This window comes from Mycolicibacterium chlorophenolicum, assembly GCF_001044235.1.
Classification (GTDB): domain Bacteria; phylum Actinomycetota; class Actinomycetes; order Mycobacteriales; family Mycobacteriaceae; genus Mycobacterium; species Mycobacterium chlorophenolicum.
On sequence record NZ_JYNL01000001.1, the window covers coordinates 95,870 to 118,815 of the forward strand.

General features: G+C 70.4%; 21 protein-coding genes. 12 read left to right on the forward strand and 9 right to left on the reverse strand.

The features are described 5' to 3' along the window. Window positions 1-124 precede the first annotated feature (124 nt). Window positions 125-859: a sensor domain-containing protein gene (locus tag MCHLDSM_RS00445; protein WP_048468351.1), complete on the forward strand. Its 735-nt coding sequence runs from the start codon at window positions 125-127 to the stop codon at window positions 857-859. Window positions 860-880: 21 nt separating this feature from the next. Beyond that, window positions 881-1,588: a sensor domain-containing protein gene (locus tag MCHLDSM_RS00450; RefSeq protein ID WP_407661914.1), complete on the forward strand. Its 708-nt coding sequence runs from the start codon at window positions 881-883 to the stop codon at window positions 1,586-1,588. A 23-nt stretch (window positions 1,589-1,611) separates the two neighbouring features. Here MCHLDSM_RS00450 and MCHLDSM_RS00455 read toward each other — a convergent pair whose 3' ends face one another. Together MCHLDSM_RS00455 and MCHLDSM_RS00460 are read right to left on the reverse strand one after the other, a co-directional pair. After that, on the reverse strand, window positions 1,612-1,881 hold the full coding sequence (locus tag MCHLDSM_RS00455) for an ANTAR domain-containing protein (protein WP_048468352.1): 270 nt from the start codon (window positions 1,879-1,881) through the stop codon (window positions 1,612-1,614). Between the two features lie 75 nt (window positions 1,882-1,956). Continuing rightward, window positions 1,957-3,966 carry a glycoside hydrolase family 15 protein gene (locus MCHLDSM_RS00460; protein ID WP_048468353.1) on the reverse strand — a complete coding sequence of 670 codons (2,010 nt, stop codon included), beginning with the start codon at window positions 3,964-3,966 and terminating at the stop codon, window positions 1,957-1,959. Window positions 3,967-4,045: 79 nt separating this feature from the next. Between MCHLDSM_RS00460 and MCHLDSM_RS00465 the strand changes: the two genes are divergently transcribed. The 6 genes from MCHLDSM_RS00465 (at window position 4,046) to MCHLDSM_RS00485 (ending at window position 8,374) form a co-directional block, all read left to right on the forward strand. After that, on the forward strand, window positions 4,046-4,273 hold the full coding sequence (locus MCHLDSM_RS00465) for a hypothetical protein (RefSeq protein ID WP_234713798.1): 228 nt from the start codon (window positions 4,046-4,048) through the stop codon (window positions 4,271-4,273). Between the two features lie 107 nt (window positions 4,274-4,380). After that, window positions 4,381-4,473: an Ms4533A family Cys-rich leader peptide gene (locus MCHLDSM_RS40275; RefSeq protein ID WP_407661913.1), complete on the forward strand. Its 93-nt coding sequence runs from the start codon at window positions 4,381-4,383 to the stop codon at window positions 4,471-4,473. A gap of 128 nt (window positions 4,474-4,601) precedes the next feature. Continuing rightward, window positions 4,602-5,636: a sulfate ABC transporter substrate-binding protein gene (locus tag MCHLDSM_RS00470; RefSeq protein WP_048468355.1), complete on the forward strand. Its 1,035-nt coding sequence runs from the start codon at window positions 4,602-4,604 to the stop codon at window positions 5,634-5,636. Beyond that, window positions 5,633-6,478, forward strand: a complete 846-nt coding sequence (gene cysT, locus MCHLDSM_RS00475) for a sulfate ABC transporter permease subunit CysT (RefSeq protein WP_048468356.1) — start codon at window positions 5,633-5,635, stop codon at window positions 6,476-6,478. The genes MCHLDSM_RS00470 and cysT overlap by 4 nt, the downstream gene beginning before the upstream one ends. Then, on the forward strand, window positions 6,475-7,287 hold the full coding sequence (gene cysW, locus MCHLDSM_RS00480; protein ID WP_048468357.1) for a sulfate ABC transporter permease subunit CysW: 813 nt from the start codon (window positions 6,475-6,477) through the stop codon (window positions 7,285-7,287). The genes cysT and cysW overlap by 4 nt, the downstream gene beginning before the upstream one ends. Window positions 7,288-7,318: 31 nt before the next feature. After that, on the forward strand, window positions 7,319-8,374 hold the full coding sequence (locus MCHLDSM_RS00485) for a sulfate/molybdate ABC transporter ATP-binding protein (RefSeq protein ID WP_048468358.1): 1,056 nt from the start codon (window positions 7,319-7,321) through the stop codon (window positions 8,372-8,374). 1 nt (window position 8,375) lies between these two features. Here the strand turns inward: MCHLDSM_RS00485 and MCHLDSM_RS00490 are convergent, their stop codons facing one another. The 6 genes from MCHLDSM_RS00490 to MCHLDSM_RS00515 form a co-directional block, all read right to left on the reverse strand. Further along, entirely contained in the window at window positions 8,376-8,648 is a 273-nt protein-coding gene (locus MCHLDSM_RS00490) for a metal-sensitive transcriptional regulator (RefSeq protein ID WP_048468359.1), read from the reverse strand. Window positions 8,649-8,689: 41 nt separating this feature from the next. Beyond that, window positions 8,690-9,538: a sulfite exporter TauE/SafE family protein gene (locus MCHLDSM_RS00495; protein ID WP_048468360.1), complete on the reverse strand. Its 849-nt coding sequence runs from the start codon at window positions 9,536-9,538 to the stop codon at window positions 8,690-8,692. Window positions 9,539-9,541: 3 nt separating this feature from the next. Next, window positions 9,542-10,930, reverse strand: coding sequence for an MBL fold metallo-hydrolase (locus MCHLDSM_RS00500; RefSeq protein ID WP_048468361.1), 1,389 nt, complete (start codon window positions 10,928-10,930; stop codon window positions 9,542-9,544). Between the two features lie 94 nt (window positions 10,931-11,024). After that, a complete protein-coding gene (locus MCHLDSM_RS00505; RefSeq protein ID WP_048468362.1) occupies window positions 11,025-11,759 on the reverse strand; it encodes a sirohydrochlorin chelatase in 735 nt (244 codons plus the stop codon). Then, entirely contained in the window at window positions 11,738-12,433 is a 696-nt protein-coding gene (locus MCHLDSM_RS00510; protein ID WP_407661915.1) for a phosphoadenylyl-sulfate reductase, read from the reverse strand. Before MCHLDSM_RS00510 ends, MCHLDSM_RS00505 begins: the two co-directional genes overlap by 22 nt. An 18-nt stretch (window positions 12,434-12,451) precedes the next feature. Continuing rightward, on the reverse strand, window positions 12,452-14,134 hold the full coding sequence (locus tag MCHLDSM_RS00515; RefSeq protein WP_048468364.1) for a nitrite/sulfite reductase: 1,683 nt from the start codon (window positions 14,132-14,134) through the stop codon (window positions 12,452-12,454). Between the two features lie 333 nt (window positions 14,135-14,467). Between MCHLDSM_RS00515 and hdhA the strand changes: the two genes are divergently transcribed. Then, window positions 14,468-15,238 carry a 7-alpha-hydroxysteroid dehydrogenase gene (gene hdhA, locus MCHLDSM_RS00520; protein WP_048468365.1) on the forward strand — a complete coding sequence of 257 codons (771 nt, stop codon included), beginning with the start codon at window positions 14,468-14,470 and terminating at the stop codon, window positions 15,236-15,238. A gap of 34 nt (window positions 15,239-15,272) precedes the next feature. Then, window positions 15,273-16,460, forward strand: a complete 1,188-nt coding sequence (gene hemW / locus MCHLDSM_RS00525) for a radical SAM family heme chaperone HemW (RefSeq protein WP_048468366.1) — start codon at window positions 15,273-15,275, stop codon at window positions 16,458-16,460. On the opposite strand, the gene MCHLDSM_RS00530 is transcribed toward hemW, so the two are convergent. Further along, on the reverse strand, window positions 16,461-17,321 hold the full coding sequence (locus MCHLDSM_RS00530) for an LLM class F420-dependent oxidoreductase (RefSeq protein ID WP_048468455.1): 861 nt from the start codon (window positions 17,319-17,321) through the stop codon (window positions 16,461-16,463). 47 nt (window positions 17,322-17,368) lie between these two features. On the opposite strand from MCHLDSM_RS00530, the gene MCHLDSM_RS00535 reads away from it, so the two are divergent. Then, on the forward strand, window positions 17,369-17,755 hold the full coding sequence (locus tag MCHLDSM_RS00535; RefSeq protein WP_048419259.1) for a nuclear transport factor 2 family protein: 387 nt from the start codon (window positions 17,369-17,371) through the stop codon (window positions 17,753-17,755). An 85-nt stretch (window positions 17,756-17,840) separates the two neighbouring features. Further along, the gene (locus MCHLDSM_RS00540) at window positions 17,841-22,937 is read left to right on the forward strand and encodes a type I polyketide synthase (RefSeq protein WP_048468367.1); all 5,097 of its coding nucleotides are present in this window, start codon (window positions 17,841-17,843) and stop codon (window positions 22,935-22,937) included. Window positions 22,938-22,946 lie beyond the last annotated feature (9 nt).

Sequence of the window (22,946 nt, forward strand, 5' to 3'; positions counted from 1 at the left end):
CGTCGGTTTGGGTGACGACACGCCGTATTCGGGCGCCCGAATGTCGGGTTGGGGGTCGTCAGCGTGCCCGCTGGTTCTCGCCGAAGCGGTCGCGCGCACGGCCGCGGCATGCTATCGAAGGGGGGTGTCCACCAAACTCGCGGCGCTCGCCGGTGCGTGCGTCGTCCTGGCCGGCTGCGCCGGGGCTCCGGTGGACGACCGACCTGTCGTCCGGATCGTCGAGGCCGCCCAGCCGACGGCGGCGATACCGCTCGGGCACTTCCTGCCGACGGCGCAGGAGTTGTCGACGACGCTGGGCACCGGACCCAACGGCTTCGCCGGACAACTCGTCGAAGGCGGCGCGGACATGCTGCTGCGCAGCGTCGGGGCCGGCGAGACCAGCCCTCCCGACTGTGCCGGGGCCGCATACCGGCTGCAGCAGGCCGTCTATGACGGCAGTCCGGTGCAGTCGGTCGCCACGAACTCCTGGGCAGGAGGTGGGTTCGACGGTCCACCGGTGACCGGCTTCTTTGGCGTGGTGCAGATGACGAGTGCGGCTGCCGCGCAGGAATTCTTCGTCGCCGCGACCGAGCGATGGCGCCGGTGCAACGGAGCGACGGTGACGCGGCACGAGGCCGGCGACGGCGGCGACGAGCTCAGCAGGATCGCCGACGTCAGCTTCGAGCGACAGGTGGTGTCGGCGAACGTCCTGCACACCGCCGCGGGCACCGCATCGCCGACCGCGCAGCGTGCGATCGGGCTGGCCGGCGACTGCATCGTCGAGGTCGACCTCGCCGACCCCCGCCCCGCCGACCAGGCTGCCCGGCCCGCCGTCGGCGTCGCCGACCTGATTCTGAACAAGATCACGACACAGCGCTGAGCGTCGGTGGACAATGGCGCGGTGAAACCTGTGCCGACGCGTCGCGTCTGCGGTCTGCTGCTGGCGGCGTCCGGGCTGCTCTGCGGCTGCGTGAGCACCGTCGAGGGCGCCGCCGTGCGTGCCCAGGGGGCCGCCCCGGTGGATGTCGGTGTGCTCGACGAGGCCGCCCTGGGCCGCTTGATACTCACGATCGGCGAGGTCAACGGGATCATGGGCAGCACCCAGATGAAGGTCACCGGCGAACTCGACCAGATGACCGACCACTCCGACGAGGTGTCGGATCCCGACTGCCTCGGCGCGGTGTACGGCGCCGAGGAGCCGGTGTACGCCCGCACTGGGTGGACGGCGGTGCGCGATCAAGTGGCCCGCGAACCCGACGACGACAACGACCACTGGGTCGAGCAGACGGCGGTGCTCTATCCGACGGCGCAGGCGGCCACGATGTTTCTGGATACATCCTTCACCACCTGGCAGGGCTGCGCCGGCGAGTCGATCGACGTCGGTGACGGCGAGTACTCCTGGCAGCTGGGGGATGTCGACGCCACCGACACGGGCGGCGTCGACCTGATCACCCAGATGACCACGCAGCAGGGCGCCGACGGGTGGGAGTGCCAGCACGCGCTGTCGGCGGTGTCGAACGCGACGGTCGAGGCGTGGGCGTGCGGCTACAACATCACCGGTGAGGCCGCCGAGATCGCCACGGCGATGGTCGGCAAGGCTCGGAAGTAGCGGCGCGTAAACGGAACTCGAGGTCAGGCCGTGGCGGACAGCGCCGCCCGGTGCCGCGGCCCGAGAAGCTCACCCCACGCGGCGAACGCCTCGGCGTGGTCCGCCGACGACGAGCCGGTGGCCACGGCGACCAGTCCCGCGGCGAGGCTGCCCAACCCGACGCCGGTCTGGTGCACGACGCGCACCAGTTCGTCGAACGCCTCGCGACGCGAGCAGCCCCGCAGACCGATCAGGATGCCCACGGCGATGTCGATGACCTGACGAGACGTGTCGTCTACGGCACGAAAGTTCATGCGTTCGATGGTCGGCCGCCAACCTGTGTGCTGCCAGCATTGCGCGCAGGCAGACGCAAAACCGGAACGTTCCTGTTACACGGGCGCGTTCGCCGGCTGGAATCCGCCGGAGCTGTCGGCTTCCTCTTCGGCGCGGATCACGTGCACGACCGCGTTGATCAGCGCCAGGTGGGTGAACGCCTGCGGGAAGTTGCCCAGGTGCCTGCCCGTGCGGGGCTCGATCTCCTCGGCGTACAGATGCAGCGGGCTGGCGAAGGACAGCAGGCGTTCGCACAGGTGCCGCGCCCGGTGGATCTCACCGATCTCCACCAGTGCCGACACCAGCCAGAACGAGCAGATCGTGAACGTGCCCTCCTCGCCGGACAATCCGTCGTCGGTCTCCTCGGTGCGGTAACGCAGCACCAGGCCGTTCTCGGTCAACTCGTCGGCGATCGCCAGCACCGTCGCGCGGATCCGCGGATCGTCGGACGGCAGGAACCGGGTCAGCACGGCCAGCAGCAGCGACGCGTCGAGCGCGTCGTCGCCGTAGCGCTGGGTGAGCACGCCGCGGTTGTCGACGCCGTGGGCCAGGATGTCGTCCTTGATCTCCTCGGCGATGGCGCGCCACTGCTGGGCGTAGGACTTCTCACCCTCCAGGTCGGCCAGTTTGGCCCCGCGGTCCAGCGCCACCCAGCACATGATCTTGCTGGAGGTGAAGTGCTGCGGTTCGCCGCGCACCTCCCAGATGCCGCGGTCGGGTTCGCGCCAGTGCTTGATGGCCTCCTCGACCTGTTCCTTGAGCACCGGCCACAGCGTCTCGGGAATCTGCTCGCGGGACTTGGTGTGCAGATACACCGAATCGAGCATCGTGCCCCAGATGTCGTGTTGCATCTGGTTGTAGGCGCCGTTGCCGATACGCACCGGCCGGGCGTTGTCGTACCCCGACAGGTGGTGCAGTTCCTCCTCGACCAGGCTGCGTTCCCCGCCCACGCCGTACATCACCTGCAGCGGATGGCGCTGGCCGTTGTTGGCGCCGGACACGTCGGCGATGAACGCGAAGAAGTCGTCGGCCTCGCGGTCCAGGCCCAGGGTGTAGAGGCCCCACAGTGCGAACGTCGAATCGCGCACCCACGCATAGCGGTAGTCCCAATTGCGTTCGCCCTGAGGCGTTTCGGGCAGCGATGTGGTGGGCGCGGCGAGCAGCGCACCGGTGGGGGAGTAGGTCAGGCCCTTGAGGGTCAGCGCGCTGCGCTGCAGATACGACCGCCACGGATGGTCGGGGAAATCACCGACGTTGATCCACTGCCGCCAGCACTCACTGGTCTTCCACATCTTGTCGGCGGCCTCGTCGAAGGTCTGCGGCGCCGGATGCTTCGACCAGCTCAGCGCGACGAACACGTTGTCGCCCTCCGACAGCCGGGTCCGGGCGCGGGCTTCGCGGCCCTCCAGGCCGATGCGCAGGTTCGTGGTCAGCCGCAGCGTCGGATGGGAGTCCGGGTTCTTCGTCGCCCGGGCGATCGCCTCCCCGTAGGCCTGCGCGGAGTACTCCCAGCTGGCGCTGGTGCGGTGGTAGTCGAACGACGGCTCGCAGCTCATCACGAGTTCGACGGTGCCGGACACGCAGCGCACGGTGCGCAGCAGGATGTGTTCGGCGTCCCAGTCCATCGGGGTGCGCCGGTGGGTGCGTGACCGGGTCTCGAGGTCATGCCACGGACCCATCACCAGCGCGTCGCGCACGATCACCCAGCCGGTGTGGGTCTGCCACGTGGTCTCGAGGATCAGGCTGCCGGGCAGATACCGCCGGGCGGCCGGCACCGACACCCCGTACGGGCCGAGCCGGAAGTGACCGGCGCCGCGGTCGAGGATCGCGCCGAAGACGCTCGGTGAGTCCGGCCGCGGCACGCACAGCCACTCCACCGACCCGGCCGAGGAGATCAGGCAGGTGTTCTCGCAGTCCGACAGGAACGCGTAGTCCGCGATCGGCGGGAACGGGTTGCGCAGCGGACCCGTGTTCGCATACGAAGGCGTCGTTGCCAGCGCGAATGCCGACGATTCGCCGTTGGCGCTCACCGCGCTGGAGGCGGCCTGGGTGGGCTGCAGAACCATTTGCTCATCATCGACTGCCGGGTACCTCGGCGTCTACCCGAACACGCCTGCGCCTCGCCGGCCGGGGCGTGCGCCTAGTGTGGGCCGGGTGGGCGGATTCCTGAGCTGGTGGGACGGAGTAGAGCTCTGGCTCTCGGGGCTGCCGTTCGTCGCGCAGTCGGTGGTGGTGATCCCCGTCGTGCTTGCTCTGGCCTACGCCGTGGCGGTCGTCCTGGACGCGGTGCTCGACCGCGGCATCCAGCTGCAGCACCGCCTGCGCCATTCGCCCGATGAGGCGGCGGACGACACCGAGGGGAGTGACCGATGAGTGGGATGCCTCGCTCCCGGGTGACGCTGGCGCTGATCGCACTGGTCGTGCTGGTGATCCTGATGTGGCTTCTCACCCGCTGACGAGACGGGTGTTATTGTTCGCGCATGCAGACGGCGTGCGGCACCACGGGCGGCCACATTGTGGCGCTCATTGCCGTCGGTTTCTCCGCCGTTGCTGATGTTTGTTGTTGTTGCTGACTCCTCACCCCGATCGGCGGTCAGGTGTTCGGCAACGATGGTCCCGTGCCGACTATGCGCGGCGACGCCACCACCTTCCGCGTGACCGGACTCCCCGACAGGTTCGTTCCCCCACGGAAAGGTCACCCATGAATCTCACCAAGCCGGGCGCGCGGTGGCGCGCGGCAGCAGCGCTGGCCCTCACCACGTCGCTGGTCGCCGCGTGCGGCGGCGGATCCAGCGACGTCGCCGGTGAAGGTGGCGGGTCGAACGCCGAGACCACGCTGACGCTGGTCGCGTACGCAGTGCCCGAGCCCGGGTGGAGCAAGATCATCCCGGCGTTTGCGGCCACGCCCGAGGGCAAGGGTGTCGCGGTGACGACCTCCTACGGTGCCTCGGGCGACCAGTCCCGGGCCGTCGTCGACGGCAAGCCGGCCGACATCGTCAACTTCTCGGTCGAGCCCGACATCACCCGCCTGGTCAAGGCCGACAAGGTCTCCGCGGACTGGAACGCCGGCGCCACCAAGGGCATCCCGTTCGGGTCGGTCGTGTCGCTCGTCGTGCGCCAGGGCAATCCCAAGAACATCCGGGACTGGGACGACCTGCTGCAGCCCGGCCTCGAGGTCGTCACACCGAGCCCGCTGAGTTCGGGATCGGCGAAGTGGAACCTGCTCGCGCCGTACGCGGCCAAGAGCGACGGCGGCAAGAACCCCCAGGCCGGTCTGGACTTCGTCAACAAGTTGGTGACCGAGCACGTCAAGACCCGGCCCGGTTCGGGTCGCGAGGCCACCGACGTGTTCCTGCAGGGCACCGGCGACGTGCTGATCTCCTATGAGAACGAGGCGATCAACGTCGAGCGCCAGGGCAAGCCCGTCGAGCACGTCAACCCGCCGCAGACCTTCAAGATCGAGAATCCGGTCGCCGTGGTGTCGTCGTCACAGCATCAGGAGCAGGCCACCGCGCTGAAGAACTTCCTCTACACCCCCGAGGGCCAGAAGCTGTGGGCCGAGGCGGGCTTCCGGCCGGTCGATCCGGCCGTGGCCGCCCAGTTCACCAAGGACTACCCGGCGCCGCAGAAGCTGTGGACCATCGCCGACATGGGCGGATGGGGCGACGTCGACCCTGCGCTGTTCGACAAGGAGAACGGCTCGATCACCAAGATCTACAAGCAGGCCACGGGATGACCTCGACCGTCGCGGAGGTCGACCCGACGACGCGCCTCCGGGGGCGCAACCGCCACGGCAGCACCTCGCTGCGGGTCGGCGCCGCGACGCTGTGGCTGTCGGTGATCGTGCTGCTCCCGCTCGCCGCGATCGTGTGGCAGTCCGCGACCGGCGGATGGGACGCGTTCTGGCGGGCGGTCACGTCCAACGCCGCGCTGGAGTCGTTCCGTGTCACTCTGACGATCTCGATCGGTGTGACGCTGATCAACGCGGTGTTCGGACTCATCGTCGCGTGGGTGCTCACCCGCGACGACTTCCCGGGCAAGCGGCTGGTCGATTCGGTGATCGACCTGCCGTTCGCACTGCCGACCATCGTGGCGAGCCTGGTGATGCTGGCGCTCTACGGTCCCAACAGTCCGGTCGGGCTGCACCTGCAGCACACCAAGTGGGGTGTCGGCATCGCGCTGCTGTTCGTCACGCTGCCGTTCGTGGTCCGATCGGTGCAGCCCGTGCTGCTCGAGCTCGACCGCGAGGTCGAGGAGGCGGCCGCATCGTTGGGCGCCGACAACCACCTGATCTTCACCAAGGTGATCCTGCCCGCGCTGCTGCCGTCCCTGCTGTCGGGCGCCGGCCTGGCGTTCTCGCGGGCGATCGGGGAGTTCGGCTCCGTCGTTCTGATCGGCGGCGCGGTGCCCGGCGAGACCGAGGTGTCCTCGCAGTGGATCCGCACGCTGATCGAGAACGACGACAGGGTGGGTGCCGCCGCGATCTCGATCGTGCTGTTGGTCATCTCGTTCGTCGTGCTGTTCATTCTGCGGGCCGTCGGCGCCCGGGCCGCCAAGCGGGAGGAGCTCGCGACGTGATCCTCTCCCCGGCCGTCCGGCTCCTGCTGAGGTGGGTCGCGATCGGCTACATCGCGATCCTGGTCCTCGTCCCCGTCGGCCTGATCCTGTGGCGCACGTTCTCCCCGGGCGTCGGCGCCTTCTTCGCCTCCGTCGGTACCCCCGCCGCGATCTCGGCGCTGCAGCTCTCCCTGCTGGTGGTCGCCATCGTGGTGCCGCTCAACGTCCTGTTCGGAGTGCCGACGGCATTGGTGTTGGCGCGCAACCGGTTTCGCGGCAAGAGCGTCCTGCAGGCGATCATCGACCTGCCGTTCGCGGTGTCCCCGGTGGTGGTCGGTGTCGCGCTGATCCTGTTGTGGGGTTCGGCGGGGCTGTTCGGGTTCGTGCAGAACGACCTGGGGCTGGGGATCATCTTCAGCTTTCCCGGAATCGTGCTGGCGAGCGTGTTCGTCACGGTGCCGTTCGTGATTCGCGAGGTGGAGCCGGTGCTGCACGAAATCGGCACCGATCAGGAAGAGGCATCGGCCACCCTGGGCGCGCAGTGGTGGCAGACGTTCTGGCGCATCACGCTGCCGTCCATCCGGTGGGGGCTGACGTACGGCATCGTGCTCACCGTCGCGCGCACACTGGGCGAGTTCGGCGCGGTCATCATGGTGTCGTCCAACCTGCCCGGCCAGTCGCAGACCCTGACGCTGCTGGTCGCCGACCGGTACAACCGTGGCGCCGAGTACGGCGCCTATGCGATCGCCACCCTGCTGATGAGTGTGGCGGTTCTCGTCCTCGTCGCCCAGGTGATCCTCGACGCTCGCCGGGCCAAGGCCGCAAAATGAAGACCGACTACGACTCGGGAGTCCGACGATCATGACCCACGCGATCACCGTGACCGGCGCCAACAAGCGCTACGGCGACTTCGCCGCGCTCGACAACGTCGACTTCGTTGTCCCCGCCGGTTCGTTGACTGCGCTCCTCGGGCCCAGCGGGTCGGGCAAGTCGACGCTGTTGCGGGCCATCGCCGGGCTCGACGAGCCGGACTCGGGCACGATCACGATCAACGGCCGGGACGTCACCGACGTGCCGCCGCAGAAGCGCGGCATCGGGTTCGTGTTCCAGCACTACGCCGCCTTCAAGCACCTCACGGTGCGCGAGAACGTCGCATTCGGGCTCAAGATCCGGAAACGGCCGAAGGCCGAGGTCACCGAGAAGGTCGACAACCTCCTCGAGGTGGTCGGGTTGGCCGGTTTCCAGACCCGCTACCCTAACCAGCTCTCCGGCGGGCAGCGCCAGCGCATGGCCCTGGCCCGCGCGCTCGCCGTCGACCCGCAGGTACTACTGCTCGACGAGCCGTTCGGCGCGCTCGACGCCAAGGTGCGCGAGGACCTGCGGGCGTGGCTGCGCCGTCTGCACGACGAGGTGCACGTCACCACGGTCCTGGTCACCCACGACCAGCAGGAGGCGCTCGACGTCGCCGACCGGATCGCGGTGCTCAACAAGGGCCGCATCGAGCAGGTCGGCTCGCCCACCGAGGTGTACGACAGCCCGGCCAACGCGTTCGTGATGTCGTTCCTGGGTGCGGTGTCGCCGCTGAACGGCGCGCTGGTGCGCCCGCACGACATCCGCGTCGGCCGCAACCCAGACATGGCTATCGCCAACGGTGACAATTCGATTCAGGCCACCGGCGTGACGAAGGCGGTGATCGATCGGATCGTGATGCTCGGCTTCGAGGTGCGCGTCGAACTGACCAACGCAGCCACGCACACGCCGTTCACCGCGCAGATCACCCGCGGCGACGCCGAGGCGCTCGGCCTGAAGCAGGGCGACACCGTCTACGTGCGGGCCACCCGGGTGCCGACGTTGCCCGACGAGGCGCCGGGGGACCAGGCTGCGGTCACCGACGGCGAACCCGCCCGACTCCGGTAGCTCAGGCCAGCGCGAGGAACAGTTTCTCGAGTTCGTCGACGCTCATCTCGCGCTTGCCGTCCGCCGCGCTCCCGTCGGCGACGCACTCCCGCAGCCCCGTCGCGACGATCTTGAAGCCGGCGCGGTCCAGCGCTCGGGACACCGCGGCCAGTTGGGTCACGACGTCCTTGCAGTCGCGGCCCTGCTCGATCATCGAGATCACGCCGGCCAGCTGCCCCTGGGCCCGGCGGAGCCGGTTCAGAACGGCGCTGATGGCCTCCTCATCACCAACCACGACGGCTCCCTTCCACCACTCTTCGGACGATGATCTGCATGTTACCCACGGGGGTATAACGCACGAAGCGGGCAGAAGTATCCCGCCCTGCAGGACGCATACATCAGGCCGCCCACCGCGGTCAGCGTTGCCGCCAGCGCGCCGACGGCCGGATGAATCTCCTCGGCCAGGATCACCGATGCCATGCCCAGGATGAACCAGCCGAAGCCGACGCGCAGAGCGTCCACGCTGATCAGAGCGGTCAACCGCGATCCGGCCAGCGCACCGGCCACCGCGGCGGCGGTCACCATCGCCGCAAGCCGCCAGTCGATCGCGCCGGCGGTCAGGTGTCCCGCCAGCCCGGCGAACGAGTTCATCGCGATGACCACCAGCGAGGTGCCGATCGCGGCGCCCATCGGCAACCCGGCCAGCAACGCCAGCGCGGGCACCACGAGGAATCCACCGCCGGCACCGACCAGGCCCGTCACAGCGCCGACCGCCAGGCCCTGCGCCAGTAGCGCGACGTGGCGTCCGGGCCGCTCGGCGCCGGTGGGGGCGCGGCGTCCGCGCAGCATCGCGATCGCCGCGGTGATCATCACCGCGGCCAGCCCCACCAGCAGCAGCGAGCCGGGGAGGAACTGGCTCGCCCAACCGCCCGCGTACGCGCCGAGCATGCCCGCCGTCCCGAATTCGAGGCCGGTCCGCCACCGCACATGGCCGGCCCGGGCGTGCGACACCGCACCGACCACACTCGTCACGCCGACCACCAGCAGCGACGTCGCGATCGCGTGTGCGGCGTCGAGACCGGCCACATAGGCCAGCAGCGGCACCATGAGGATCGACCCACCGCCGCCGAGCAAGCCCAGCGACAGCCCGACCGCCACAGCGAGGACCACCGTCAGCGCGATCATCGCTCAGGCGTTCTGCGTGATCTCGTCCCAGGCGTGGTAACCGCCCAGGATGTCGCTGACGTCGGTGAAACCGTTGCGGCGCAGCACACTTGCCGCCACCGATGATCGATATCCGCCCGCGCAGTAGACCACTGTGGGTGCGGCGGGATTCAATTCGTCCAGCCGGTCCGGCAATTGGCCCACGGGAATGTTGACCGCGCCGGGGATCATGCCCGCGGCGGCCTCGCCCGGGTTGCGGACGTCGACGATCTGCAGGCCGGCGACGGCCGTCGCGCGTTCGTCGAAAGCCTTGGCCGACAACCGCGAAGCGATCTGCACCTGCTCGGGGTGTTCCAACATCGCCTGCTCGGGATCGGCGAGATAGCCGATCACCCGGTCGAAGCCGATGCGCGCCAACCGGTTCTTGCCCTCGAGTTCGTGACCCGGCTCGGTCATCAACACGATGTCGGTGTCCGGTGTGACCACCGAGCCGGCGAACTCGGCGTAGCGGCCGCCGAGCCCGATGTTGACGGCCTGGCGGAAGTGCCCGAGCGCGAACTCCTCGGGCGCGCGGCCATCAACGAGCACGGCGCCCGCCTGCAGCGCGTCCAGCACCCCGGCATAGGTCATCGCCGCCGGCATCTGCGTTTCGTCGAGCAGGGCGCGGTCCTTGCGGTTGAGGATCGCGTCGTAGACGAAATACCCGGGCGCGGGCGGCTGACCCTCGGTGACGAGCGCGACGAACGCCACCTTGTCCGGTGCCCGCAGGGCGTAGTTGCTCTGCTTCTGATCGCCGATGGTCGACCACAGCTCGGTGGAGAGATTCTTGCCGCAGGCCGAGCCGGCGCCGTGGGCGGGATAGACGCGCGTCGCATCGGGCAGCGTCATCAGCTTGTCGTGCAGCGAGTCGTAGAGCATGTCGGCCAGCTCGTCACGCGAGAAGCCGATGGAGGCCAGCAGATCGGGCCTGCCGACGTCGCCGATGAACAAGGTGTCTCCGGTGAGCACGCCGTACGGGACGGCGTCGTCCGCGTGTTCGTAAACCACCACGCTCATGGACTCTGGTGTGTGTCCGGGCGTGTGGCGGAATTCCAGCGTGACTCCGTTGTCGGCGCCCAGCGAGTACCGCTGTCCGTCCTCGACGCCCATCACGTCGAACTCGGTCTTGGCCACCGACGAGTACACGATCGTGGCCCCGGTCGCGTCGGCGAGCTCGAGATGGCCGGACAGGAAGTCGGCGTGGAAGTGCGTCTCGATCACGAGCTCGATGCGCAGGCCGAGCTCCTCGGCGTCGGCCACGTACTCCGACACGTCCCGCTGGGGGTCGATGACGACCGCGCGACCGGACTCCTCGTCGGCGATGAGGTACGACGCGTGCGACAGACAGTCGAGGTAGTACTGGATGAACTTCACTGTTCCCACTCCTTCATATACCCGGGGGGGTATCTAACACATACGGCGAGGGTATACCCCTATAGGTATAGGGGTCAAGGGAACGAGATGTGATCTAAGCCGCGGCGCGGGCGATCAGCGCGGCGTCGTACCGGTCGAGCACCGTCTCGGCCACCTGGCGATGCGCGCCCAGTGGTGCCGACATCGAAATGCCCTGTGCGCGTCCGAATTCCGCGACGCGGTCGGTGATACGCCCGGGCGCCAGGAACCAGGGGGCGATGACGAGCCGGGAAGCGCCACGCTCCCGCAGGACGGCGGCCGCGTCCGCCAACGAGGGCGCCGGGCCGGTGGCGAACGCGGTGGTCGCTGTCCACCGTGTGGTCAGCGTCAGTTCCCGGGCCACCGTGGCGATGCGGGCATTGGCCTGCGCGTGCGACGAACCGACCGCGGTGACCAGCACGCCGACATCCGGGTCGAGCCGGGACACCCCGGCATGTTCGAGCCGTTGGCGCAGCACGTGGATCAGCCGATCGTCCTCACCGAGAACGGCCGCCCGGCGCGCGTCGGACCCGGACTCCGCGATCATCGCGGGGATGTCGACACGGGCGTGGTAGGCATCGGCGAGCAGCAGCGGCACGACCACCGCGCCTCGCCCGACGGTGGTGAGGACGTCGGCCAGGTTCGGTTCGTTCTGCTCACAGAACGCGACGCGGGCGTCCAGCGCGGGCCGCAGGCGCCCGATGCACGCGACGATCGCCCGCGCGGTGGCGGCCGAGCGGGGATCGGCGCTGCCGTGCGCCGTCAGCACCAGCGTGCCCACCCCCGCGTTCACGATGCGTGCAGCCCGCACTCCGTCTTGGACTGCCCGGCCCAGCGTCCACTGCGCGGGTCGGCGCCGACAATCGGCTTGGCGGTGCACGGCGCGCATCCGATCGACGGATAGCCTTCGTCGACAAGGGGATTGACCAGCACACCGTGGGTATCGATGTAGTCCTGCATGTCGTCGTCGGACCAGGCCGCCAGCGGGTTGATCTTCACCAACCCGAACGCCTTGTCCCAGCTGATCAGCGGAGCGTTGGCGCGAGTGGGGGCCTCGACCCGGCGGATGCCGGTCACCCACGCCGAGTAGCCGCGCAGCGCCTTCGACAGCGGTTCCACCTTGCGCATCCGGCAGCACTCGTTGGGGCTGCGCTCGAACAGGTTCTTGCCGAACAGGGCGTCCTGCTCGGGGACCGACTTCTCCGGCCGCACGTTCACCACGTTCACGTCGTAGACCGCTTCCACGGCGTCGCGGGTGCCGATGGTCTCGACGAAGTGGTAGCCGGTGTCGAGGAACAGCACGTCCACCCCGGGGCGCACCTTCGCGGCCAGGTCGACCAGCACCGCGTCCTGCATGTTCGAGGCGACGATGTACTCGCCGCCGAAGTTCTCGTCGGTCCAGCGCAGCAAGTCCTCGGCCGAGGCGTTCGGCCCGAGTTCCGCCGCACCGCGCTCGGCCAGCTGCTGCAGATCCGTCTCCGTCATCACGTCGGTCACGTCACATCACCTCAAGTCCGCGTCGTCTGCTCGTAGAGCCCACGTAGCGAAACGCTCGCCGTGCTCTCGTTGTTTCACGAAGTTGCGCACCACCCGCTCGATGTAGTCACCGAGCTCGCTGGAGAGCACCTTGTGCTGGCGCAGCTTGCGGCCGAAGCCGCTGTCCAGGCCGAGGCTTCCCCCGAGGTGAACCTGGAAGCCTTCGACCGGAGGATCACCGGCTCCGTCTTCGCTGACCATCTGGCCCTTGAAGCCGATATCGGCCACCTGGATCCGCGCGCACGAGTTCGGGCAGCCGTTGATGTTGACGGTCACCGGCACGTCGAGCTGGGCGTTGAGGTCCTCGAGCCGCTTCTCCAGCTCGGGCACCAGCACCTGCGAACGCTTGCGGGTCTCGGCGAAGCTCAACTTGCAGAACTCGATGCCGGTGCAGGCCATCAGATTGCGCCGCCAGTGCGACGGCGTCGACGGCAGACCCAGGGCGTCCAGGCCGGAACGCAACTCGTCGAGCTTGTCGTCGGGGACGTCGAGCACGATGAGCTTCTGGTACGGCGTGAACCGGATCCGATCACTGCCGACCGACTCGGCGAGGTCGGCGACCTTGGACAGGATGGTGCCCGACACCCGGCCCGCGATCGGGGCGACCCCGACGGCGTTGAGGCCGTTCTTCAGCCGCTGCACACCCACGTGGTCGATGGGCCGGCTCACCGGATCCGGCGCGGGCCCGTCGATGAGGGGGCGCTTGAGGTACTCGTCTTGGAGAACTTCGCGGAACTTCTCGACACCCCAGTCCTTGATCAGGAACTTCAGCCGCGCCTTGGACCGCAGCCGGCGGTAGCCGTAGTCGCGGAAGATGCTGACCACGCCCTCCCACACGTCCGGCACCTCGTCCAGCGGCACCCAGACCCCGACCCGCTGAGCGAGCATCGGGTTGGTCGACAGGCCGCCGCCGACCCACAGATCGAATCCGGGCCCGTGCTCGGGATGGTTCACCCCGATGAAGGCGACGTCGTTGACCTCGTGCACGACATCCTGCAGGCCCGAGATCGCGGTCTTGAACTTGCGCGGCAGGTTCGAGTACTCCGGCTTGCCGACGTAGCGCCGCACGATCTCGTCGACCGCAGGCGTGCCGTCGATGACCTCGTCGAGCGACTCGCCGGCCAGGGGGGAGCCGAGCACCACGCGCGGGCAGTCGCCGCAGGCCTCGGTGGTCTGCAGACCGACCGCGTCGAGCCGCTGCCAGATCTCGGGCATGTCCTCGACCCGGATCCAGTGGTACTGGACGTTCTGCCGGTCGGAGATGTCGGCGGTGTCGCGCGCGAACTCGGTCGAGATCTCGCCGAGGGTGCGCAGCGCCGCCGCCGACAGCGCGCCACCGTCACAGCGCACCCGCAGCATGAAGTACGAGTCCTCGAGCATGTCGGTGTTCTCGTCACCGGTCCACGTGCCGTCGTAACCGGGCTTGCGCTGGGTGTAGAGGCCCCACCACCGGAAACGGCCGCGCAGGTCGCCCTTGTCGATGGACTCGAAGCCACCCTTGGCGTAGATGTTCTCGATGCGCGCCCGCACGTTGAGCGGGTTGTCGTCCTTCTTGGCCTGCTCGTTGGCGTTGAGGGGCTCGCGGTAGCCGAGCGCCCACTGTCCTTCGCCGCGGGGGCGCTTGGCGGGCTTGGGTGTCGCTGTCGTCATGGTGGGCTCCTGGATCGAAGCCAGCGTTCGTCACCGCGCGTTCTCACCGGGGGGCTGTCCGGCGGCGCAGATCCGGCGGCCAGCTGAAAGTGCAGGTGGGCAGGGTCTACGGGGTCACGAAGGACAACAACAGCAGCTACACACGCGCTTGAAGTCGACGTGACGACGGATCACCAGCGATACGCGGGTGGGCACGATGCCGGCGTCGATCACGTGGGCCATTGTGCCACGGATAGGGGCACCACCTCCAACCGGCCCATATTTGTGCTCACGTTGAGCAAAAGGGGACAACGGCCCTTTCCCGGCGCAGCCTCGGTCCGTGACGCTGACGCCATGACCTTCGATGTGAGCGCGTTCCGGGTGGACGGCCGGGTCGCCGTCGTCACCGGGGCCGCGGCCGGTATCGGCAACGCGATCGCCACCCTGCTGGCCGACGCCGGTGCCGAGGTCGTGCTCGGCGACCTCGACGGGGACGGGGCCGTCGCTGCTGCCGCCGCCATCACCGCGGCCGGTGGCCGGGCGACCGGGGCGCGTTGCGACGTCACCTGCGACACCGACCTCGAAGGCCTGATCGCAGTGGCCGTGTCGACCTACGGCGGGGTCGACATCCTGGTCAACAACGCCGGCGGCGGCGGTCCGAAGCCGTTCGACATGCCGATGGCCGACTTCGAGCGGGCGTTCCGCCTGAACGTCTTCTCGGTGTTCCGGCTGACGCAGCTCGCCGCCCCGCACATGCGTGCCCGGGGCGGCGGCGCGGTGGTCACCATCAGCTCGATGGCGGGGGAGAACACCAACCGCGACATGGCCTCCTACTCCTCGTCGAAGGCCGCGGTGAACCACCTGACCCGCAACATCGCATTCGACCTGGGGCCGTCCGGGATACGGGTCAACGCGATCGCTCCGGGCGCCATCCGCACGCAGGCGCTGGCGAGCGTGCTCACGCCGGAGATCGAGCAGGGGATGCTGGCCGGGACCCCGATCGGGCGGCTGGGCACCCCCCAGGACATCGCCTATGCCTGCCTGTTCCTGTGCGCGCCCTGCTCGTCGTGGGTGAGCGGCCAGGTGCTGACCGTCAGCGGCGGCGGGGTGCAGGAGCTCGACTGACGGCCGCGACGGATTCTGCTGGGACAATGGCGGGATGTCCGGTTCCGCGTCCGTCCGTCCGGCACCCGTGCCGCTGCCCGACCTCACGGTCAGGCCCGGGGCGCCGTTCGGCCTCTACATCCACGTCCCGTTCTGCGCCACCCGCTGCGGGTACTGCGATTTCAACACCTACACCCCGGCCGAGCTGGGCGGTGCGACCCCGGCCGGGTGGCTGACGGCGCTGCGCACCGAACTCGCGCTGGCCGCCGCCCGCCTCGACGCCGTCCCGGACGTGTCGACCGTCTTCGTCGGAGGCGGCACACCGTCGCTGCTCGGCGCCGAGGGCCTGGCCGAGGTGCTCGACGCGGTGCGGGACCACTTCGCGCTGGCGCCCGGGGCCGAGGTGACGACGGAATCCAACCCGGAGTCGACGTCGCCGGCGTTCTTCGCCGGATTGCGGTCCGCTGGCTACACCCGGGTCTCGCTCGGCATGCAGTCCACGGCCGCTCACGTGCTGGTGGCCTTGGACCGGGTGCACTCGCCCGGCCGGGCGATCGACGCCGCCCGGGAGGCCAGGGCCGCCGGCTTCGAGCACGTCAACATCGACCTGATCTACGGCACGCCGGGGGAGAGCGACGACGACCTGCTGCGGTCGGCCGACGCGGCGATCGGTGCGGGGGTCGACCACGTGTCCGCGTACGCGCTGATCGTCGAGGACGGCACGGCGCTGGCCCGCAAGGTACGCCGCGGCGAGATGCCCGCCCCCGACGACGACGTGCTGGCACGTCGCTACGAACTACTCGACCGGCGGCTCGCCGACGCCGGGCTGGACTGGTACGAGGTGTCGAACTGGAGCCGGCCCGGCGCCGAGTGCCGGCACAACATCGGGTACTGGGCCGGCGGTCAGTGGTGGGGCGCGGGACCCGGCGCGCACGGCTTCGTCGGTGCCACCCGGTGGTGGAATGTCAAGCACCCCAACGCCTATGCCCTCGCGCTTGGTGAACGGCGCCTTCCCGTCGCCGATTTCGAGAGCCTCGACGAGAACACCTCGCACGTCGAGGACGTCATGCTGCGGGTGCGGTTGCGCTCGGGGCTGCCGACCGCGCTGCTCACCGGCGCCGAGCGGGACGCGGCGGCGCAGGTGGTCGCCGACGGCCTGCTGCGCGCCAACGCGGACCGGCTGGTGCTGACCGACCGCGGGCGACTGCTCGCCGACGCGGTGGTCCGCACGCTGCTGGCGTGACTACCCGAGCGCGGCCGCGAGCCGGCGCCACTGCTCGCGCGGGAACTCCCGCGGGTCGGCGGTGAGGACCTGCACGCACACGTGGTCGGCGCCCGCGTCGCGGTGTTCGGTGACGCGGCGCAGCACGGTCTCCTCGTCGCCCCAGGCGATCAGCGCGTCGAACAGACGGTCGCTGACCGTGCTGATGTCCTCCTCGGTGAAGCCCGTGCGCAGGATGTTGTTGGCGTAGTTCGGCAGCGCCAGATAGGACTTCAGCCAGTCCGTGCCGATCTCGCGGGCCTGCTCCCTGCTGTCGGTGAGCAGCACGCTCTGCTCGGGCAGCAGCAGCGGACCCTCGCCGAGCACCTCACGCGCCTGATGGGTGTGCTCGGGCGAGGTCAGGTAGGGGTGCGCTCCGGCGGCACGGGTCACCGACAGTTCGAGCATCTTCGGTCCGAGCGCGGCCAGCACCCGGTTGCCGGTCGGCACCGGTTGCGGCGAGGCGTCGATACCGTCGAGGAACGCCTTGGTGGCCGCGAGCGGCTTGCGGTAGCGGCCCGGCTCCTGCGAGTCGATCAGCGGGGCGTGGCTGACGCCGATGCCGAGCAGGAAACGTTCCCCGTGGGTCTGGCTCAGGGTGGCGTAGCGGGTGGCGACCTCGGCCGGGTCGTGCATCCAGAGGTTCAGGATGCCCGTCGCGATCACCGTCTTGCTGGTGGCCGACAACAGGTTGTCGACCGCGTCGAGGACCGGTCCGCCGACGTCGGGAATCCACAGGGCGGGGAAACCGAGCTCGTCGAGTTCCGCGGCGGCATCGGCCGCCTCACCCGGATTCCCGTAGCGCAACTGCGAACTCCACAACCCGACACCTGTCAATTTCATGTGTCCACTCATACCGTGCCTGCGGGCGCGGGCGCTACCGTCAACACATGACATTCGATCCCGGCGCGGTCGGCCTCGCGTTCTCCGAGCACCGCTTCGACGACGCGCTGGACCACCTCGCCACGGACGTGAGGTGGACCATCGTCGGAGGCATGGTTCTCGAGGGCGCCGACGCGGTGCGCCGCACGTGCCGGGACACCCTCGAGAGCCTCGAGGGCACCCGACGGGAGTTCGACCGCTGCGTCACCGCCGTCGGCGCCGACGTGGTCGCCGTCGACACCGTGGTGCGCTACCTGCGCCCCGACGGGGTGACCGCGGTGGCCAGCTGCGCCATCTACGAGTTCGCCGACGAGAAGATCCGGACGATCACCTCGTACGCGGTCGAGATCGATCCGGGCGACCCGGGCGCGCAGCCGCCGCCGCAGCACAGGTAGCCCCCTGCGCGCGGGCCTGCTGTGCCAGGATGCACCGCATGCCGGACTTCGTATTAGGGCAGGCTAACCACATTCACGTCCGCCGGTGGCGGTGACCCGCGCGCCGATCGCGATCGTCGGCGTCGGCTGCCGGCTCGCGGGCGACATCACCACGCCGGAGGGCTTCTGGTCCTTCCTGCTGGCCGGCGGCAGCGCGGTCCGGGAGGTGCCCGCCGAGCGCTGGGCGCCCTACCTGCACCGCGACCCCCGGCACGCGGCGGTGCTTCGGGAGACGACCCGCTTCGGCACCTTCCTCGACGACCTGCCCGGTTTCGACGCCGAGTTCTTCGGGGTCTCCCCCCGCGAAGCCGAACTGATGGATCCGCAGCAGCGGCTGGCGGTCGAGTTGTCCTGGGAAGCGTTGGAACACGCGGGAATTCCGCCGCGCGCCCTGGCCGGCAGCGACACCGCGGTGCTGATGGGGGTCAACTCCGACGACTACGGCAAGCTGCTGATGGAGGACCTGGCCGGCATCGAGGCGTGGACCGGGATCGGCACATCGCTGTGCGGGGTGGCCAACCGGGTGTCGCACCTGCTGGACCTGCGCGGTCCCAGCGTCGCGCTCGACGCGGCCTGCGCGGCATCGCTGGTCGCGGTGCACCAGGCCTGTCAGCTGCTCGCCGACGGTGAGACCTCGCTGGCGCTGGCCGGCGGTGTCAGCGCACTGATCGGTCCGGGGCTCACCCGGGTGCTCGACGTGGCGGGTGCGACGGCACCGGACGGCCGGTGCAAGACGTTCGACGCGGCTGCCGACGGCTACGGCCGCGGCGAGGGCGCCGGGGTGGTGGTCCTCAAACGGCTCGACGACGCAACCCGCGACGGCGATCGGATCCTCGCGGTGGTGCGGGGCGGGGCGGTGGCACAGGACGGCCGCACCGTCGGCATCATGTCACCGAACGGCGATGCCCAGCGCCGGCTGTTCGAGACCGCGTGCCGGGCGGCGGGCCTACGCCCCGCCGAGGTCGGCTACGTCGAGGCGCACGGAACCGGCACTCCGACAGGCGATCCCGTCGAGATCGCCGCGCTGTCGGCGGTGTACGGCGCGAGCCGCGGAGATGCCCCGTGCGCCGTCGGATCGGTCAAGCCGAACGTCGGCCACCTCGAAGGCGGCGCCGGCGTCATCGGGCTGATCAAGGCGGCGCTGGCGCTGCACCACGAGACACTGCCGCCCACCGCGGGCATCGAGACCCTGACCCCCGCCGTCGACTGGGCGGCCAGCGGGCTGCGGGTGCCGACGGTGGCCGAACCGTGGCCCCGCGGGACCGTGCCGCGCCGCGCCGCGGTCTGCAGCTACGGGTACGGCGGCACCCTCGCGCACGTCCTGCTCGACGAGGCACCGATCGCAAATGTCTCTGAGAGAGGTTCTCGAACAACATCGTTCGTCCCGTTCTCCGCGCGATCGGCCGACCGGCTGACCCGGCAGGCCGCGGCGCTGGCCGAGCACCTCCGCCGCGTCGAGGTCCGCACCGACGAGCTGGCGACCACGCTGTGGACCCGGCGCGCCCACGAGCCGGTCCGCGCCGCCGTCGTCACCGACGCACTGCGTGACCCCACCGGCGTCGTGGAGGCTCTGTCCGCCGCCGCGCAGGGCGCACGGCACCCCCGCCTGGTGACGGGCGCCGTGGTCGACGGGGCCGAGGCCGGTGCCGTGTGGGTGTTCTCCGGACACGGTTCCCACTGGGCCGGGATGGGCCGGGAGCTACTGGCCACTGAACCACGCTTCGCCGCGACCATCGATGAGATCGATGACGTCTTCACCAGGGAGATGGGGTTTTCCGCACGCGCCGCGCTGACGGCCGAGGAGCTGGGCGGCACCGACCGCGTCCAGGCGCTGACCTTCGCGATGCAGGTGGGTCTCGCTGCGGTGCTGCGCGCGCGGGGGGTCGCGCCGGCGGCGATCATCGGGCACTCGGTCGGCGAGGTGGCCGCGTGCGTCGAGGCGGGAGTGTTCGGCCTCGCACACGGCGCCGCGATCGCGTGCTACCGCGCCCGGGGCTTCCGAACGGTGGCGGGCAGGGGTGCGATGGCACTGGCCGGGTTGCCGTTCGACGACGCGGCGCACCGGTTGCGGGGACGCAGCGATGTGGTCGCGGCGATCAGCGCGTCCCCGGCCTCGACCGTCGTGTCGGGGACGACCGCGGCCGTCGAGGCGCTGGCCGCGGCGTGGGCCGCCGAGGGCATCACCGTGCGGCGGGTCAACACCGACGTGGCCTTCCACAGCCCCGCGATGGACGCGCTGACCGGCGAGTTGGCCCGCGCGGTGGCGGCCCTGCCGGCACCCGCAGCACCGCGAATCCCGTTGTACACCACGGCACTCGGCGACCCCCGATCGTGCGCCCCGCGCGACGGGGACTACTGGGTGGCCAATCTGCGCGGCCGCGTCCGGTTCGCCGAGGCGGTGCAGGCCGCCGCGCAGGACGGCTACCGGGTGTACCTCGAGGTGTCCGCCCACCCCGTCGTCGCGCATTCGATCGCGGAGACCCTGCTGCACGACGAGTCCGGGAACCGCGTCGGCGACCATGCCGTGGTCCCGGTGTTGCGCCGCGACCAACCGGAGCGACGGTCCATCGGCGCTGCCGCGGCCGCGCTGTACTGCCACGGCGTCCCGATCGAGCACGGGCTGCGACCCGCCGACCGGTGGGCGACCGACCTGCCCGCCACACAGTGGCGACACCGCCGATTCTGGCGCACCCCGACGCCGCCCCCGAGCATGCAGGCGCTGCACGACCCCGCCGCCCACACCCTGCTGGGCGGCGCGATGGACGTGACCGGCCCCGTGCCCGCGCGCGTCTGGCAGACCCGGCTGGGCATGGACACCCGGCCGTATCCGGGCGACCATCCGGTCCGCGACACCGAGATCGTCCCCGCCGCGGTGCTGGTGAACACGCTGATGGCCGCTGCGGGAGGCGGATTGACCGACGTGCGGCTCCGTACACCGGTACCGCCGGGTCGGGCCCGCGACGTCCAGGTGGTGCGCCAGGACCGGGCTCTGCGGTTGTCGTCGCGGCCGGTGGGCGCCGAGACCGAGGGCTGGGTGACGCACTGCGGCGCCACAGCGGCCGACGGCGACGACGACGCAGACCTCGGCACCCTCGATGCGGACGTCCGGCACCGGTGCCGACAATCGCGGCCGGCGAGTCACGTCGTCGACGCGTTGGCCGAGGTCGGAGTGGCAGGAATGGGCTTCGGCTGGCGCATCCGCGAGATGCATTGCGCGGAAGGGGAAGTGCTGGCCCGGGTGACCGCGGAGTCCGATGGGTCGGCGCCGACGAGCTGGGCCGGTCTACTCGACGCCGCGACCTCGACGGCGTCGACGGCGCTGCCCGGCCCGATGCGTCTGCGGATGCCCGCGCACATCGAGGCGGTGCACGTGCGGGGCGCGCCGCCCGCGGTGGCGCTTCTGCACGTGCGGCACCGCGGCCAGACCGTCACCGACGTGGCGATCGCCGACGACTCGGGGGCGGTCCGCGCCACGCTGACCGGAATGCGGTTCGCCGAACTGGAACCCGCCGGCGGTGACGTGTCACCGATGCTGCACCGGATGGCATGGCACCCGACCCCGTATCCGCAGGATGCTGCCCCGCGCGAGGTGGTGCTCGTCGGTGGTGACGACGCCGTCGCGGCCGTCGGGCCCGCCCTGACGGCGGCCGGCATCCCGCACCGCCGATGCGCGGATCCGGCGCTGCTGCCGCGCGATCTGCAGCGTGGATCGGTGGTGCTGGCGGTGCCGCAGGCCGGCGATGCGCCCGAAGTCCTCACCGGAGACGTCCTCCGTGCGCTGACGACGTTGCACGACAACGGTTCTCAGGCCCGGCTCTGGGTGCTGACCCACCGGGTGCGCGAGGGTGATCACCTCGAGCACGCCCCGCTGTGGGGGCTGGCCAGGATCGCCGCCGCCGAGCATCCGCAGCTGTGGGGCGGTGTCCTCGACCTCGCGGACGGAGAGCTTCCGGTGGCGGTGCCGGCGTCGCTGCACGGTCACGGTGTGGTCGTCGTGCGCGACGGGGTCGCCCTCACCGCGCGGTTGGCACCGGCCCGCCCCGGAACGCACACCCCGATGAGCTGTACACCCGGCGGTGTCTACGTGATCACCGGCGGCACCGGCGCCTTGGGACTGGTGATGGCCCGGCGGCTGGCCGATCTCGGAGCTCGCCGACTGGTGCTGCTGTCGAGGGCCGGTGCGCCGCCACGGGACCGGTGGACCGCCGGCAGCGAGGTCGTGCGCGTCATCGCGGAGCTGGAGGAGCGGGGCGTGTTCGTCCGCGTCGCGGCGCTCGACATCGGCGCCGACGGCGCGGGTGAACGGTTGCGCGCCGTGCTCGCCGACCTGCCGCCGGTGCGCGGGGTGGTGCACGCCGCGGGTGTGGAAGCCGGTGCGCTGCTGACCGAGACGACGCCGGCTGACCTGCAGGCCGTGATGCGGCCCAAAGTCGCGGGCACGCTGACCCTGCACGACCTGTTCCCGCCCGGGGCGCTGGACTGGATGGTGCTGTTCTCCTCGTGCGGGTACCTGGCCGGCTTTCCCGGTCAGGGGGCTTACGCGTGCGCCAACGCGTTCCTCGACGCCGTGGCGCGGCACCGCAGTGCACGGGGTGACCGCACGGTCAGTGTCGCGTGGACGGCCTGGCGGGGACTCGGCATGGGGTCGTCGTCGCAGTTCGTGGCGGCCCAGCTCGACGCGCTGGGAATGGGCACCGTCGCCGCCGACGACGCGCTACGCGCGCTGGATACGGTGATGCGCGGCGACGATCCCAATCCGGTGGTGCTGCCGGTGCTTGCACGGGCAACGGCGGTGCCGGTGCTCGCCGATGTCGCGCCACGCGGCACGGGTGACCCCGACCTCGCCGCCGCGACCGGGCCGGGAGACGAGGATGTCGCCCTGTGGGCCGCGCAGCAGGTCGTCGAGGCGGTGGCCGCCGAACTCGGACTGCCCGCCGTGGAGGTCGATCCGGCAGCGCCCTTGATCGAATCGGGCGTCGACTCGATCATGACGGTGGCGCTGCGCCGCTCGCTGGAGAAGCGAACCGGCCTGGCGCTGCCCCCGACGCTGCTGTGGGAGCACCCCACCGCCGCGGAGGTCACCGCGCGGATCGTTGAACTGCTGCAGGCACCGCCGCAGCGTCGGAGCGCCGAGGTGTCCTGACGCCCGGGG

What these genes read in the sequence shown, in the direction of transcription:
- MCHLDSM_RS00455 (WP_048468352.1), bottom strand. Translation starts at nt 1,881, where the DNA reads ATGAACTTTCGTGCCGTAGACGACACGTCTCGTCAGGTCATCGACATC.
- MCHLDSM_RS00460 (WP_048468353.1), bottom strand. Translation starts at nt 3,966, where the DNA reads ATGGTTCTGCAGCCCACCCAGGCCGCCTCCAGCGCGGTGAGCGCCAAC.
- MCHLDSM_RS40275 (WP_407661913.1), top strand. Translation starts at nt 4,381, where the DNA reads ATGCAGACGGCGTGCGGCACCACGGGCGGCCACATTGTGGCGCTCATT.
- MCHLDSM_RS00470 (WP_048468355.1), top strand. Translation starts at nt 4,602, where the DNA reads ATGAATCTCACCAAGCCGGGCGCGCGGTGGCGCGCGGCAGCAGCGCTG.
- cysT (WP_048468356.1), top strand. Translation starts at nt 5,633, where the DNA reads ATGACCTCGACCGTCGCGGAGGTCGACCCGACGACGCGCCTCCGGGGG.
- MCHLDSM_RS00485 (WP_048468358.1), top strand. Translation starts at nt 7,319, where the DNA reads ATGACCCACGCGATCACCGTGACCGGCGCCAACAAGCGCTACGGCGAC.
- MCHLDSM_RS00495 (WP_048468360.1), bottom strand. Translation starts at nt 9,538, where the DNA reads ATGATCGCGCTGACGGTGGTCCTCGCTGTGGCGGTCGGGCTGTCGCTG.
- MCHLDSM_RS00510 (WP_407661915.1), bottom strand. Translation starts at nt 12,433, where the DNA reads ATGACGGAGACGGATCTGCAGCAGCTGGCCGAGCGCGGTGCGGCGGAA.
- MCHLDSM_RS00515 (WP_048468364.1), bottom strand. Translation starts at nt 14,134, where the DNA reads ATGACGACAGCGACACCCAAGCCCGCCAAGCGCCCCCGCGGCGAAGGA.
- hdhA (WP_048468365.1), top strand. Translation starts at nt 14,468, where the DNA reads ATGACCTTCGATGTGAGCGCGTTCCGGGTGGACGGCCGGGTCGCCGTC.
- hemW (WP_048468366.1), top strand. Translation starts at nt 15,273, where the DNA reads ATGTCCGGTTCCGCGTCCGTCCGTCCGGCACCCGTGCCGCTGCCCGAC.
- MCHLDSM_RS00530 (WP_048468455.1), bottom strand. Translation starts at nt 17,321, where the DNA reads ATGAAATTGACAGGTGTCGGGTTGTGGAGTTCGCAGTTGCGCTACGGG.
- MCHLDSM_RS00535 (WP_048419259.1), top strand. Translation starts at nt 17,369, where the DNA reads ATGACATTCGATCCCGGCGCGGTCGGCCTCGCGTTCTCCGAGCACCGC.